Genomic DNA, 14646 nt, shown 5'->3' on the forward strand with positions numbered 1-14646 from the left:
TTCGAGTCAGAGCCAGCCGAGCCGGGCGCGTGCGGGCGGCCGGGCGCCGCGCAGCACCTTGCCCTCCGTGCTCAGATAGCCGCGCGCGTAGTCGAAGCGGGGGGTGTCGGAGAAGGTGAGGTAGAGCCATTTGAAGTTCTCGGCGAAGACGTACGCGGGGCAGTGGTCGCCCTTGGTCATGGGCCGGCGGGTGACGTCCGCGACGACCGTGTAGCCGCCGGGCACGCGGTGGTGGGTCTTGAGGTTCTCGAAGTAGCGCCACGCCGTGGTGCGGTAGAAGGGGTCCCCGGTCTGCCAGTACAGCTCGAAGGCGCAGTTGGCGTACTCGGGCCGCAGCTCGTTGCGGGGGTCGGTGACCTTCAGCCCCGGATACTCGATCTCCTCGGGGATGACGGCGTACTTGTCGAGGACGGCGGTCCAGGAGCGGTAGTAGTCGGCCGCCAGGACGTTGTCGCCGCCCACCGGGAGGATCGCGACGGCCAGCGAGGACTGGCGCCGCCCCAGCGGGGCGCCGGTGCGGAAGTCCACCCGCCGGAACCACAGCAGCCCGTCCGACCGCTCCGCCTGATGCTTCTTGATCGCCGCCGTGAGCGTCCGGAACCACTCCCGGCAGTCCTCGTCCCGGAACATCGTCCAGGCGCCCCACAGATATTCGTAGAAGGAGTCCACAGGGGGATTGACGGCGATCGCCGCCCGGTCCGCCCACTCGCCCGTCTCCACGTTCATGGTGGTGGCGAGCAGATCGAGCGAGGACCGCCGCCGCACCACAGCGCCCAGCGCGTCCTTGGCGGCCCGAAGATAGCGAGGATCACCGGTGAGTTCGGACAGCAGACCGAATTCGAGGATGTGGGTGCCGATCTCGGCCAGCGGCACGGTACGGCCCGATACCGCACCCGTGCGGAGGTTGACGAACCGGTAGGGCATGCCGGTGGGGGAGCGGGTGAAGGCGGGCAGCAGCCGGTCCGTCAGGTCGGCGCACAGGTCCAGCAGCGCCCGCCGGCCGGTGACCAGATGTCCCGCGAGCAGCCCGCCGACCAGCCGGATGGTCGTCTCGAAGACCTGGAAGGGGGCGTCGATGTCGAAGTCGAGCCGGTCGTCGATCCAGTCGAGGCACAGGCCCACCTCGTCGTCGAGCCCCATCAGGAAGTGGGTGTCGAGCGCCTCGACGATCGACAGCCCGACCGGGTGCCCGGCGGCGAAGAACTCCCGGTGCCCGCCCGAGACCGGCAGCACCTCGTCGTGCCCCCACGCGAACCGCTTGTAGCCCGACCAGGCGTGGAGGAACTCGGCCCGGATCTCCCGCGCCTTCCCCATGTCGGCCCCGGCCCCGGCCCCGGCCTCGGCACCCCGTTCCCGCGCCGCCGCACCCGTCCCTCCCCCCACGGCGACCCCGCCGGCGGCCGCCAGCGCGTACAGCAGCCTGCGGCGGGTCGTGCTCGCGGCGAGCGATGTGCTGATCATGACCCGTGGCCCTCCTGACGACCCGGTTCCGGTCCGGCGCCGTGATCGCAGTATGCGGCCGCCCGGACCGCTCCGGGGGCGTGACACGTCGTCGAGAGGCCGGTTCAGGCCCCTCCGACGGCTGTCGGCGCCGGGCGGCCGGAGCGGCCCGCCGTGTCGGGGCCGGAGCGGTCGCGGGCGCGGTGGCGCGTGGCGGGCCACCAGTTGGCCCGGCCGGCCAGCGACATGATCGCGGGGACGAGCAGGGCGCGGACGAGCGTGCAGTCCAGGAGCACGGCCACGGCCAGCCCGAAGCCGATCAGCTGGAGCATGACGAGGTCGCATGCGGCGAGGGAGCCCATGACGACGGCGAAGACCAGCGCGGCCGAGGTGAACAGCCGCGCGGTGCGCTGGAGGCCGACGGCGACCGCCAGGTCGGTGGGGCTGCCCCGGCGGTGCTCCTCGAGGATCCGGGAGAGGAGGAAGACCTCGTAGTCCATGGAGAGGCCGAACGCGGTGCAGAACATCACCGCCGGGATGACCACATCGGTGGTGCGGGGGCCGTCGAGCGGCCCCAGCAGCACGTCGAGCCGGCCCTGCTGGAAGACGGCGACGATGATCCCGAACGTCGCCGCCAGGCTCAGCGCGTTGAGCAGCACGGCCTTGACGGGCACGAGCAGGCTGCGGGTGTAGACGAACAGGAGCAGCAGCGTGGCGGCCACGGTGATCAGGACGGCCGCGGGCAGCCGGTCGCCGAGCGCGTCCTCGGTGTCGGTCAGCCGGGCGCCGGGCCCGCCCACCAGGGCGGCCGTGGGCGCGGGCGCCCGGCGCAGCCGCTCGGTGAGCAGCCGGCCGTCGGGGGAGAGGACGGAGACGCCGGCGTCCGGCATCACGCTCAGCCAGGTGCCGGCGGGCCCGGTGAAGCCCGCCGCCCAGGGCCCGGGCTCCACCGCGCGGCGGCCGTGGGCGTAGAGGCCCGTGGCCGTCCGTACCTGCCGTACGCCGGGGAGACGGGAGAGGCGCGCGGCGTAGGTGTCCACGGCGGTGGTGGAGGCGTCGGGTGGTCGGGGCGTGCCGGGCGCGTCCGCCGCGTCCTCGGGATCCGCCGCCTCGGCCGCACCGGCCCCCGCCTCCGCCGTGGCCCCCTCCTCCGGCCGGGGCGTGACGCGGAGGCCCGGGAGCACGACGCTCGCCGCGTTCCCGCTCTCGTCGTCGAAGTCCGCGCGCAGCCGCTGCGAGGCCCGGGCGACCGGCGAGGACGCCGGGAGGATCCGGTCGTCGTACATGCCGAACCGCGCGTCCGCCCCCGGCGCGGCCAGCAGCCCGAGCAGGAGCAGCGTGCCGAGGGCGACCGGCGCGGGCCGCCGGGTCACCCACATCGCGAGCCGGTACCAGCGGCCCTCGGCGAAGGCGCGCCGGCCGCGCCGGCGCCAGCGGGCGAAGACGTCGTAGCGGTTGATCCGGGGGCCGAGCAGCACCAGCAGCGCGGGGAGCAGCAGCAGCGCCCCGGCCGCCGAGCACACCGCGACGGCCGCGCCGCCCAGGGCCAGCGAGCGTGTCAGCGGCAGGGGGAAGACCAGCAGGGCGCCCAGCGCGGCGGCCACGGTGGTCGCCGAGAAGGCGACGGCCCGGCCCGCGGTCGCGAGGACCCGCTCGGCGGCCCGTACGGGCGTCGCCCCCGCCGCGAGCTCCTCGCGGTAGCGGCTGACCATCAGCAGGCAGTAGTCGACGGCCAGCCCGAAGCCGAGCGCGGTGGCGATGTTGAGGACGAAGACGGAGACCGTCATCACCTCGCTCAGCAGCCGCAGCAGCGCGGTGGTGGTGACGACGGCGAAGGCCCCGACGACGACCGGCAGGAGCGCGGCCACCAGGCTCCCGAAGATCCACAGCATGATCAGCAGCACCAGCGGGGCGATGATCATCTCGGCGAGCGTGGCGCCCTCGGTGCTCAGCCGCTCCATCTCGGCGAAGAGCGCCGCCTCCCCGGCGACGGTGACCTCCAGCGGCCCCGACCGCCCGGACTCGCGGGCCGTGACGGCCTTGGCGGCCGCCAGCACGGCCCGCTCGTCCCCGCTGAACCGCACCCCGACGGCGGCGGCGCGCCCGTCCCGGCCGCGCAGCTCGGGCCGGGACCCCGGCCAGTAGCCCCGCACCCACGCGGTGTGCGGGTCGGCGGCGAGCCGCTCGGTCAGCGCCCGGCCCGCCCGGGCGGCCCCGGGCTCGTCGACGCCGCCCCGCGCCGTGGCGAGCAGCACGAGGTGCGGCCGGCCGGCCCCGAAGCGCTCGGCCAGGAAGGCGTCGGCCCGCGTGGACTCCGCCCGGGCCGGCGTCCAGCCGCCCGGGGCGAGGCGCTCCGAGACCCCGTGGCCCCCCACCGCCGCGAGCAGGGCGACCAGCCCCAGCAGGACGAGCGTGGCCAGGGCGCGGTGCGGGGTGCCGTGGGCACATCGCGTGAGGAACGACAGACGGGGCCGGTGGAGGAGCATCAGGGGGCGTCCTTCGCGGGTCGGCAAACGCGCGTTCGTAGGCCCCATAACGTAGCGCCGATATGTGTAAATATGCCGGATTTACGGTGCGTCGTGGGGTGTGCTCTGTCCGCTGATCGGAGGAGTCGGGGTCTCTTCGGGGGCCATTGGGACGAATGAGTGAGTGCTCGGAACCTCTCCGGAACGCCGCAGTTACTCAGGTCGCCTCCCGCGCGGGAGGAACACTCGACCGAGAGGCAGGGACGTGCTCCACAAGGTACTCGCGACGGTCGCCCTCACCGCCACGGCGGTCGGGGTCTCGGCCACCCCGGCCGTGGCCCTCGATCGCGACGGCAGGACCACCCTGAACGCCAACGGCGCGGAGACCGAGCACGGGGCCACGGCGACCGGCGGTCAGCAGAGCCCGCAGATGACCGCCGTCCAGGGCAGCCTCGACAAGGTGTGCGTCGGTATCGGGAAGCTCGGCCTCCAGTCGGTCCTGCTGCTGATCAATGTGGGCCTCGAGGACATCCCGGTCCTCACCTCGCAGCAACAGCAGCAGTGCACGGACAACTCCACCCTTCAGGACGGCGACGACCCGCTCTCGCACGTGCTGAACGACATCCCGGTGGTCAGCGGCAACGGCTCCGGGAACGATGAGGAGCCCTGACATGTGACCCTGATCACCAGGGTGCGGAAGGACACAGGGGCCCCGGCAGCGCCGGGGCCCCTTTCCGGTGCCCCGAGCGGGCTCCAAGATCGCCCCGGGACCGGAAAAGCACCGTATGCAGGCGCAAATGGGCGGCCCGCCCGGAGGCGCGGGGGATAGGTGGAATAGGCAGCGATATCCACCCGCCGTCAATGATCCGTAGCGGAAAGTCAAAAAGGGCGCACGTCGGGCCCCGCCTAGTCCGGGCTTTCGAAAATGTCAACTTTCCGTTAACCCTTGACGGAATCCTTGCGCGCCTCTCACCATTCACGGCATGACCTCGTGAAACACCACCGAGGACCGGCGTCGCCAGCCGGTTCCCGGAATGAACACCGGGCCATCGCCGGGAAGCCCCGGCGATGCAGGGGAGAGGGCCGTGCGCGGCCGTTCCCCGGGCATGGAGGTCACCCCCACATCAGCGTGCGGCCCGGTCCTGCCTCCCCCACGGAACGAAGGCGAAGAAATACATGAGTGACCGCACCCTCACTGCGGCCGACACCCCGGCTCCCGCCGCGACGTCCTCGCACGTCGACGCGGGTGACGCGGGCTACAGCAAGGACCTCAAGTCCCGCCACGTCAACATGATCGCGATCGGTGGAGCGATCGGCACCGGCCTCTTCCTCGGCGCCGGCGGCCGTCTCCACACCGCGGGCCCGTCCCTTTTCATCGCCTACGCGGTGTGCGGCCTCTTCGCCTTCTTCGTCGTCCGGGCCCTGGGCGAGCTCGTCCTCTACCGTCCGTCCTCCGGCGCGTTCGTCAGCTACGCGCGTGAGTTCATGGGGGAGAAGGGCGCCTTCACCGCGGGCTGGCTCTACTTCCTGAACTGGGCCACGACCGGTATCGCCGATATCACGGCCGTCGCGACCTACACCCATTACTGGAAAATGTTCAGCGACATCCCGCAGTGGGTGCTCGCGCTGATCGCCCTCGCGGTCGTCCTCACGGTGAACCTGATCTCCGTGAAGTACTTCGGTGAGATGGAGTTCTGGTTCGCGATCATCAAGGTCGCCGCGATCACGATCTTCATGGTCGTCGGTATCTTCCTGCTGGCCAGCAGCCACAAGGTCGGCGACAGCACCCCGGGCATCTCGAACATCCTCGACCACGGTGGTGTCTTCCCGACCGGTGTGATGCCGATGCTGCTCGTCATCCAGGGTGTCGTCTTCGCCTACGCCTCCGTCGAGCTGTGCGGTGTCGCCGCGGGCGAGACCAAGAACCCCGAGAAGATCATGCCGAAGGCGATCAACTCGATCATGTGGCGTGTCGGTCTCTTCTACGTCGGCTCGGTCATCCTGCTCGCGTTCCTGCTGCCGTACACCGCCTACCACGCCGGCGAGAGCCCGTTCGTCACCGTCCTGTCGAAGGTCGGCATCCCCGGCGCGGCCGGTGTGATGAACCTCGTGGTCCTCACCGCGGCGCTGTCCAGCCTGAACTCCGGCCTGTACTCCACCGGCCGCATCCTCCGCTCGATGGCGATGTCCGGCTCCGCGCCGAAGTTCACGGGCCTGATGAACAAGGGCCAGGTGCCCTACGGCGGCATCCTGCTCACCGCGTTCTTCTGTGTGCTGGGTGTCGGCCTGAACTTCGTCGTCCCGGCGGACGCCTTCGAGATCGTGCTGAACTTCGCCGCCATCGGCATCATCGGCACCTGGGGCATGATCATGGTCTGCTCCCTCCTCTTCTGGCGCCGCTCCAAGGACGGCCGGGTCACCCGCCCCGGCTACAAGCTCCCCTGGGCCCCCTACACCCAGATCGTCACCCTGGTCTTCCTGGCCGGTGTGCTCGGTCTGATGGCGGCCGAGCCGGGCGCCGGTCGCGACACGGTGTTCTGCCTGCCGGTCATCGTGGCCGCCCTGGTCGGCGGCTGGTACCTGGTCCGCGGCAAGGTCGCCCGCGCCCAGCAGGAGGCCGCGGCCGAGAAGGCCGTCGCCACCGGCGACAACGCCTGATCCACCACCGCCGCGCCCCGCGCGGCACCTGACGGCCGAGGGGCCGGACACCCGCTAGGGCGTCCGGCCCCTCACCGTTTCCACCCCGGCAAGCCTGTTCCCTCCGTGTACCACCCGCCGTCACACTGACGACACCACCGCTTCCCCGGCGCTGGATGCTCTTGGACCACTCTGCTGCTGCCAGCCCTCACACCCGAGAGGTCCCTCACCCATGGCTGAACTCAATCGACGGCGCTTCCTCCAGATCGCCGGCGCGACCGCGGGCTTCGCGGCCCTCTCGGACAGCATCGGCCGTGCCGCCGCCATCCCCGCCCGCCGCCGCTCCGGCACCATCGAGGACATCGAGCACATCGTCGTCCTGATGCAGGAGAACCGGTCCTTCGACCACTACTTCGGCTCCCTCAAGGGCGTCCGCGGCTTCGGCGACCCCCGCCCGGCGACCCTGGGCGACGGCAGGACGGTCTTCCACCAGCCCGACGGCGCCAAGGACGTCCTGCCCTACCGCCCCGACGCCGAGAACCTGGGCATGCAGTTCATCGCCGGCCTCAACCACGACTGGGCCGGCGGCCACAAGGCATGGAACAACGGCAGGTACGACCAGTGGATCCCCGCGAAATCCGCGGGCACGATGGCGTACCTGACCCGCGAGGACATCCCCTTCCACTACGCGCTCGCCGACGCCTTCACCGTCTGCGACGCCTACCACTGCTCCTTCATCGGGGCCACCGACCCCAATCGCTACTACATGTGGACGGGCCACACCGGCAACGACGGCAAGGGCGGCGGCCCGGTCCTCGGCAACGAGGAGGCCGGCTACGGCTGGACGACCTACCCCGAGCGGCTGGAGAAGGCCGGGATCTCCTGGAAGATCTACCAGGACCGGGGCGACGGCCTGGACAAGGCCGGCTCCTGGGGCTGGATCAGTGACGCCTACCGCGGCAACTACGGCGACAACTCCCTCCTGTACTTCGACGCCTACCGCGACGCCAAGCCCGGCGACCCGCTCCACGAGAAGGCGCGCACCGGCACGGACGTCAAGAACGGCGACGGCTACTTCGACATCCTGCGGGCCGACGTCCAGGCCGGCCGGCTCCCGAAGATCTCCTGGATCGCCGCCCCCGAGGCCTTCTCCGAGCACCCCAACTGGCCCGTCAACTACGGGGCCTGGTACATCTCCCAGGTCCTCGACGCCCTCACCTCCGACCCCGAGGTGTGGAGCAGAACGGCCCTGTTCATCACCTACGACGAGAACGACGGCTACTTCGACCACGTCGTCCCGCCCTTCCCGCCCGCCTCCGCAGCGCAGGGCCTCTCCACCGTCGACACCGCCCTCGACGTCTTCAAGGGCAACGGCCACTACGCCGCCGGCCCCTACGGCCTCGGCCAGCGCGTCCCGATGATCGTCGTCTCCCCGTGGAGCACCGGCGGGTTCGTCTGCTCCGAGACCTTCGACCATACCTCGATCCTCCGGTTCATGGAGCGCCGCTTCGGGGTCGCCGAGCCCAACATCTCGCCCTGGCGCCGCGCCATCTGCGGCGACCTCACCTCGGCGTTCGACTTCGGCCTCAAGCGCACCGAGTACGACGGGCTGCCGGACACCGACGCCTACGCCCCCAAGGACCGCGAGCGCCACCCCGACTATGTGCCGAAGCCACCCGCCGACCCCGCCATGCCCCGGCAGGAACGGGGTACGAAGCGCACCCGGCCGCTGCCCTACGCACCCCTCGCGGACGGCGCCGCGACCCCCGCCACCGGGCGCTTCACCCTCACCTTCAGCGGGGGCGAGTACGCCGGGGCCGCGTTCACGGTCACCTCCGCGAACCGCGCCGACGGCCCGTGGACGTACACCGCCGAGGCCGGCAAGAAGATCTCCGACACCTGGAACACGGCGTACTCCAAGGGCGCCTACGACCTGTCGGTGCACGGCCCCAACGGTTTCCTGCGCGTCTTCAAGGGCCCCGGCACCACCGCGGCCCCCGAGGTCACCGCCCGCCACGACGGCCGCCGCGGCCGCCTGGAGCTGACCCTGACCAACCCGGGCGGCGCCGACCGCAGGCTGACCGTGACCGACGCCTACGGCGGCGGGCGCGCGACGATCACGGTGCGGGCGGGCCGGACCGTGACCCACACCGTGGACCCGCGCCACGGCAAGCGCTGGTACGACGTCACGGTGGTCTCCGAGACGGACCCCGGCTTCCTGCGCCGGTTCGCCGGACATGTCGAGACCGGCGAGCCGGGTGTCAGCGACCCGGCGCTCCATACGGACTGAGCGCTCTGCCGGGAGGACGGTGTCCGGTCACCGCGGGCCGGTGGGGGCTGGTCGCGCCCGCGCGGCGGCAGCCGCATATCGACACGGCCCCGCGCCCCTTACGGGGCGCCCTCGTGCGTACGCGGGAGGCGGCCCCTCGCTACACCCACGTGCCGGTCACCGCCACCGTGGTGACCCCGGGCCCGAACGCCACGACCAGCCCCTGGGCGCCGGCGCGCGGCGGGTCGTCGAAGGTCTGCTCCAGCACGTCGAGGACGACGACGCTCGCGGTGTTGCCCCGCCGGGTCAGGGAGTTCTCGCTGAGCTCGAACATGGCCGGCGGGATGCCCAGCCCCTTGCTGACCTCGTACATGATGCGCGGCCCGCCGGTGTGGCCGACCAGGAAGTCGGGCTGCGGAGCGAGCACGGGCGTCTCGTCCTCCAGCCAGCGCCGCAGGCCGGGCATCGCCTCCGCGACCACACGCGATATCCGCGGGTTGGTGTCGAAGTGGAAGCCGAGCTCGTCGACCTCGTAGGAGATGTGGCCCAGGGTGTCCGGCGCCAGGTCCTCGTAGGAGGCGTCGAGCCGTAGCCCGGGCCGGTCCTCCCGGACGACGCAGGCGGCCGCCGCGTCGCCGAAGAGCGCGGTCGAGACGAAGGAGGCGATCCTGTCGTCCCCCGGCTGGTACGACAGTGAGCACAGCTCGACCGCGACGATCAGGGTGACGGACCCCGGGCGGACGGCGGCCAGCTCCCGGGCGCGCGCCAGCGCGTACGCGCCGCCCGCGCAGCCGACCTGGGTGAAGGCCAGCCGGCGGACGTCCCGGCGCAGCCCCAGCCGGCCCGCCACACGCGCGTCGAGCCCCGGCAGGAGATACCCGGTGCACGAGACGAGCACGAGGTGGTCCACCTCGTCCGGCGCCGTGCCCGCCTCGGCGAGCGCGCCCCGGGCGGCCCGTGCGCCCAGCTCGGTACCGGCCTCCGCGTAGCGGCGCATGCGCTCGCCGAACGTCCGTGGGCGTACGACGTCCGCGAAGGGGTCGACGAGATGCCGGGTGCGCACCGAGGTGTTGCGCATCAGCCGCTGGGCCGTGCCGATCCTCGGATGCCCGGAGTGCAGCGCGCCCATATGGGAGACGGCCTCGTCGAGGGTCACGGTGTGTTCGGGAAGACAGAGCACGGGTCGGCAGACGGTGGACACGGAACTCCCTGGGAAAAGGCGGGCAAGAGAAACACGGATGGCCTCGGAAAGCCAACCACGCATGCGACGGAACGTCAGGTCACGCCGTGTTACAAGTTCCTTACGTCAAGCCCCCGCGCCTCGTGCGATAACACCAATGCATTGCCGGAACTTTGCGCTCCATAAATGTTGCTGGCCGAAACGCTTCGCCGGACACCACTCGGACCCCGGTCGCGCGGCGCGTCGATCGCCCTCGTCGCCGCAGCTCAGGGGCGTTATCCAGGAAGGAGCGCGGCGCCGGGGAACGTTCTCGTCCGCTGTCCGGAATCACTCGTTGACATGATTTGACCTGCCCGGATAGCGTGATCACGCCTTTACCGCCAGCGAATTCCCCTCCACTTCCTCGCTTCCGGCTCACGCCGTTCTGAAAAGCGCCTGCGCTCGTGTTCGCACCTGCCTGGAGGAAACACCGTGGCCCTCGTAGCGGAAATAAGACGGACCCACCGGCTGAGCGGGCCGGACCGCGAGAAATTATGGAAGCTCTCCGAAATGGCCGCCCGCTTCCCCGACGCCGGGGCGGGTGCCATGTCCTTCCTCCGCCTGGACCTGCCACCGGCCCTGCGCGAGCCCCTCGTCGACTTCGCCGAGGGCACCTCCCCCCACGGTCACTTCCTGCTGCGGGGCCTCGACGTCGGCGACGTCCCGCCCACCCCGGCCGGCCAGGGCACCGCCGCCCTCGACGGCCACCCGACCGACGGGACGCTCACCCTCGTCGCCGACCTCCTCGGCTCCCTCGTCGGATACCAGGACGAGAAGTCCGGCGCCCTCATCCACGACGTCCACCCCGTGCCCGGCGAGGAGACCCGCATCGAGAACAGCGGCTCCGTGGCCTTCGACTTCCACACCGAGAACGTCCATCACCCGCTGCGTCCCGACTTCCTCGGCCTGCTCTGCCTGCGCCGCGACCACGACGGCGTCGCCGCCACCCGGGTCGCCTCGGTCCGCGAGGCGATCGCCCACCTGACGCCCGAGGACGTCGAGGCCCTGCGGCGGCCCGTCTACCACAGCGCCTACCCCTCCTCCTTCACCCGCGACACCGCCGCCGGGCCACCACCCCTCTCGGGCCCCCACCCCGTCATCTTCGGCGACCCCGACCGGGCCTTCCTGCGCTTCAACTCCCACCACACCCGCGCCGCCGACACCCGGGGCACCCGCGCCCTGGACGCCCTCGCGCGGGCGCTGGAGACCGTGTGCCGGGACATCGTCCTCGAACCCGGCGACCTCGTCATCGTCGACAACCACGTCGCCGCGCACGGCCGTTCCGCGTTCGCGCCCCGCTACGACGGCGCGGACCGCTGGCTGCGCCGCTTCTACTCGCTGCGCTCCACCCCCCTGTGGGCCCGGCGCATGATGCGGCGCCCGCGCGTGATCCCACGGATGGCCGACATCCGGGGCGTGGTGTGATCAAGGTGCCCGCCGGGCCGGCGGCGGGCACCAGGCATCGTTCCGGCACGTGAAATCGAGGACGACATGGACTGGTACGACGTGGCCGGGCTGCTCCTGGCCGCGGGCGCCGCGGGCTGGGTGGACGCCGTCGTGGGCGGCGGGGGAGTGCTGCTCATCCCCGTACTGCTGCTGACGTTCCCGCAGTTCCCGCCCGCGACCGCGCTGGGCACCAACAAGATAGCCGCGATCATGGGCACGACCACCGCGGCCGTCATGTACGCCCGCCGCACCGAACTGGACCGGTCCGTCGTCCTGCCGGCCGCGGGACTGGCCATTCCCGCGGCGGCACTCGGCGCGCTGTCCGCCGCCAGCGTCCCCACCCACTGGTTCCGCCCCGTCATCATGGTGCTGCTGGTGTCCGTGGCCCTCTTCGTCGCCTTCCGCCCCAACTTCGGCGTCCAGAGCCTGCAGTCGGCCACGAGCACCCGCCGCCGCATGGGTGTCATCGCCTTCGCGGGCTGCGGCATCGGCTTCTACGACGGCCTCTTCGGGCCCGGCGTCGGCACCTTCCTCATCATCCTCTTCACCTCCCTGCTGGCCAAGCAGTTCCTCGAGAGCGCGGCCATGGCCAAAGTCGTCAACGCCGGTTCCAACCTCGGCGCCCTGGCCGTCTTCGCGCTCCAGGGAAACGTCCTGTGGGCCCTGGGCCTCGGCATGGCGGTCGGCAACATAACCGGCGCGCTCCTGGGCTCCCGCATGGCGCTCAAGAAGGGCTCGGGATTCGTCCGCACCGTCCTCGTCCTCGTCGTGACGGGCATGGTGGTGAAGATGGCCTTCGACCAATTCGCCTGACATTCGGTTCGCCTGACATTCGGCCGGCAAGTGAAATTCCCTTTCCCCGGAGGACATTCAAGTGCCAGCACACAGAGAACTCGCCGGATTACTGACCCTGCCCGACTTCGAACGCGCCGCGGAAACCGTCCTGTCCGCCGACATCCGGGCCTATGTGGCCGGCGGCGCCGGCACCCAGGAGACCGTGCGCGCCAACACCGCCGCCTTCGACGAGGTGTGGCTGCGCCCCCGCGTCCTCACGACGGCCGGCACCACCCCCGACACCCGCACCGGCGTCCTCGGCCAGCAACTCTCCCTGCCCGTGCTGCTCGCCCCCACCAGCCCCCAGCGGCTGCTCCACGAACACGCCGAGATCGCCACGGCGCTGGCCGCCGAGGACGCCGGCACCATCTCCGTCGTCAGCACCGACAGCCACTACCCCTACCCCGAGATCGCCGAATCCGCGCCCGGCGGAAGCTGGTTCCAGCTCTACGCCTACCGCTCCCTCGACGACGTCGACGCCACCGTCGCCCTGGCCGAGAAGGCCGGGGCCTCGGCCCTCGTCGTCACCGTGGACGCCAGCCACGCGGCCCGCCGCGTCTCCACCCTGCGGTCCGGGTTCCGCACCCCGCCCTTCGTCGACTTCGGCACCCTGCGGGCGCTGGGCATCCTCGAAGGCGACATCCCCGCCAACGCCCGCCTCGACCGCCTCGCCCTCACCTGGGACGACCTGCGCCGCATCCGCGAGCGCACCGCTCTGCCGCTGCTGGTGAAGGGCGTCCTCAGCCCCGAGGACGCCCGCCGCTGCTTCGACCTCGGCGCCCAGGGCGTCATCGTCTCCAACCACGGCGGCCGCCAGCTCGACGGCGAGATCCCCAGCCTCGTCGCGCTGGACCAGGTCGCCTCCGCCGTGGGCGACCGGGGCGTCGTCCTGGTCGACGGCGGCATCCGCTCCGGCGTCCACGTCGTCAAGGCCCTCGCCCTGGGCGCGGACGCCGTATGTCTGGGCCGCCCCTACCTCTGGGGCCTCGCCCTCGCCGGGCGCGCCGGCGTCCGCGCGGTGCTGGAACTGCTGCGGCGCGAGATCGAGGACACCCTGCTGCAGCTCGGCGTCGAAAGTGTCGCGGACATCGGGCGCGACGTCGTCGTCCCCGCCGGCCGCGGCTGAGCACTCAGTCCGACGCGCGGTCAGTCGGCCGCGGGCCGTCGGTGGCTGGTCGCGCAGTTCCCCGCGCCCCTTACGGGGCCACAGACTACGGAGGCACCCATGTTCCCCTTCTCCCGCGGCATCCCCCCGCGCGAGGCCATCCCCGCGCAGGAACTCGCCGCCCAGGCCGCGGCCGTCCTCGCCGAGCAGCCGGACGACGTCTTCCAGTACGCACCCATCGGCAACCACACCGGCGACCTCGCCCTGCGCGAGGAACTCGCCAAGCTCCACACTGCCGACCCCGAGCGGATCTTCGTCACCAACGGCTCCCTCCAGGCCCTCGACCTGCTCGCCGCCCACCTCTTGCGCGACACCGGGCCGGACGTCTACGTCGAGGCCCCCACCTACGACCGCGCCGTGCAGATATTCGAGCGCCACGGCGCCCGGGTGACGGGCATCCCGCTGCGCCACGACGGCCTCGACCTCGATGTCCTGCGCGAGCGGCTCGCCGAGCGGACGCCCGCCTTCCTCTACGTCATCCCCGACTTCCAGAACCCCAGCGGCGTCACCACCAGCGAGGACAAGCGCCGCGCACTGGTGGGCCTCGCCGAGGAGCACGGCTTCGTCATCGTCGAGGACATCCCCTACCGGGAACTGCGCTTCGAGGGGACCGCCCCCACCCCGCTCGCCGAGCTCTCGCCCGGCGGGCGCGTCCTGACCGTGGGCTCCCTCAGCAAGATCCTCAGCCCCGGGCTGCGCGTCGGCTACGTCATCGCCGAGCCCCACACGGTGACCGCCCTCGCCGCCCTCGCCGAGGGCACCTACCTCTCGCCCGCGCCCCTGCTCCAGGCCGTCGCCGCCCGGAGCCTGGCCGCCGGGCTGGCCGCGAGCAACATCGAGCGGGCCGTCCGGTTTCTGAAGCCCCGTCATGACGCCGCCGTGGCCGCCGTCCGACGGCACCTCGGGGAGGACGCGCTGATCGCCGTCCCCGAGGGCGGCTACTACGTCAGCGTCCACCTGCCCGTCCCCACGGACGAGAAGACGTTCCTGGCGGCGGCGAAGAAGGACGGCGTGCTCCTGACCCGGGGCTCGGCCTTCTATCCGGGGTCGGCCGCCCCGCCCGCCGGCACGGTCTTCCTCCGCCTCCCCTTCCAGGCGCTGACGCCCGAGGAGTTCGCCGCCGGCGTCGAGAGGCTGGCCGCCGTCACCGCGCGCCTCGCCTGACCCCGGC

At 71.9% G+C, this 14646-nt stretch carries 10 protein-coding genes; 7 read left to right on the forward strand and 3 right to left on the reverse strand.

The features are described 5' to 3' along the window. Window positions 1–6: 6 nt before the first annotated feature. Both EKH77_RS29980 and EKH77_RS29985 read right to left on the reverse strand, forming a co-directional pair. Window positions 7–1461, reverse strand: coding sequence for a glycoside hydrolase family 47 protein (locus tag EKH77_RS29980; RefSeq protein WP_126917368.1), 1455 nt, complete (start codon window positions 1459–1461; stop codon window positions 7–9). A 104-nt stretch (window positions 1462–1565) separates the two neighbouring features. Continuing rightward, window positions 1566–3953, reverse strand: a complete 2388-nt coding sequence (locus EKH77_RS29985) for an MMPL family transporter (RefSeq protein ID WP_126917369.1) — start codon at window positions 3951–3953, stop codon at window positions 1566–1568. A gap of 217 nt (window positions 3954–4170) precedes the next feature. Between EKH77_RS29985 and EKH77_RS29990 the strand changes: the two genes are divergently transcribed. From EKH77_RS29990 to EKH77_RS30000, 3 genes are all read left to right on the forward strand, one after another. Further along, window positions 4171–4575, forward strand: a complete 405-nt coding sequence (locus tag EKH77_RS29990) for a rodlin (RefSeq protein ID WP_126917370.1) — start codon at window positions 4171–4173, stop codon at window positions 4573–4575. A 506-nt stretch (window positions 4576–5081) separates the two neighbouring features. After that, window positions 5082–6563: an amino acid permease gene (locus tag EKH77_RS29995; protein WP_126917371.1), complete on the forward strand. Its 1482-nt coding sequence runs from the start codon at window positions 5082–5084 to the stop codon at window positions 6561–6563. Between the two features lie 211 nt (window positions 6564–6774). After that, on the forward strand, window positions 6775–8832 hold the full coding sequence (locus EKH77_RS30000; protein WP_126917372.1) for a phosphocholine-specific phospholipase C: 2058 nt from the start codon (window positions 6775–6777) through the stop codon (window positions 8830–8832). 139 nt (window positions 8833–8971) lie between these two features. Here the strand turns inward: EKH77_RS30000 and EKH77_RS30005 are convergent, their stop codons facing one another. Further along, window positions 8972–9967, reverse strand: a complete 996-nt coding sequence (locus EKH77_RS30005; protein ID WP_164737905.1) for a type III polyketide synthase — start codon at window positions 9965–9967, stop codon at window positions 8972–8974. A gap of 573 nt (window positions 9968–10540) precedes the next feature. Here EKH77_RS30005 and EKH77_RS30010 point away from each other — a divergent pair. From EKH77_RS30010 to EKH77_RS30025, 4 genes are all read left to right on the forward strand, one after another. Next, entirely contained in the window at window positions 10541–11455 is a 915-nt protein-coding gene (locus EKH77_RS30010) for a TauD/TfdA family dioxygenase (RefSeq protein ID WP_126917374.1), read from the forward strand. Window positions 11456–11521: 66 nt separating this feature from the next. Continuing rightward, a complete protein-coding gene (locus tag EKH77_RS30015; protein WP_126917375.1) occupies window positions 11522–12289 on the forward strand; it encodes a TSUP family transporter in 768 nt (255 codons plus the stop codon). A 61-nt stretch (window positions 12290–12350) separates the two neighbouring features. Next, complete coding sequence (locus EKH77_RS30020; RefSeq protein ID WP_240667607.1) at window positions 12351–13436, forward strand: alpha-hydroxy acid oxidase; 1086 nt, start codon at window positions 12351–12353, stop codon at window positions 13434–13436. A 99-nt stretch (window positions 13437–13535) separates the two neighbouring features. Beyond that, window positions 13536–14639 carry a PLP-dependent aminotransferase family protein gene (locus EKH77_RS30025; protein WP_126917376.1) on the forward strand — a complete coding sequence of 368 codons (1104 nt, stop codon included), beginning with the start codon at window positions 13536–13538 and terminating at the stop codon, window positions 14637–14639. Window positions 14640–14646 lie beyond the last annotated feature (7 nt).

It is taken from the genome of Streptomyces luteoverticillatus, assembly GCF_003970715.1.
In the GTDB taxonomy this organism is placed as follows: domain Bacteria; phylum Actinomycetota; class Actinomycetes; order Streptomycetales; family Streptomycetaceae; genus Streptomyces; species Streptomyces abikoensis.

Coding starts and splice junctions, on each gene's coding strand:
- EKH77_RS29980 (WP_126917368.1), bottom strand. CDS start 1,461: ATGATCAGCACATCGCTCGCCGCGAGCACGACCCGCCGCAGGCTGCTG.
- EKH77_RS29995 (WP_126917371.1), top strand. CDS start 5,082: ATGAGTGACCGCACCCTCACTGCGGCCGACACCCCGGCTCCCGCCGCG.
- EKH77_RS30000 (WP_126917372.1), top strand. CDS start 6,775: ATGGCTGAACTCAATCGACGGCGCTTCCTCCAGATCGCCGGCGCGACC.
- EKH77_RS30010 (WP_126917374.1), top strand. CDS start 10,541: ATGGCCGCCCGCTTCCCCGACGCCGGGGCGGGTGCCATGTCCTTCCTC.
- EKH77_RS30015 (WP_126917375.1), top strand. CDS start 11,522: ATGGACTGGTACGACGTGGCCGGGCTGCTCCTGGCCGCGGGCGCCGCG.
- EKH77_RS30025 (WP_126917376.1), top strand. CDS start 13,536: ATGTTCCCCTTCTCCCGCGGCATCCCCCCGCGCGAGGCCATCCCCGCG.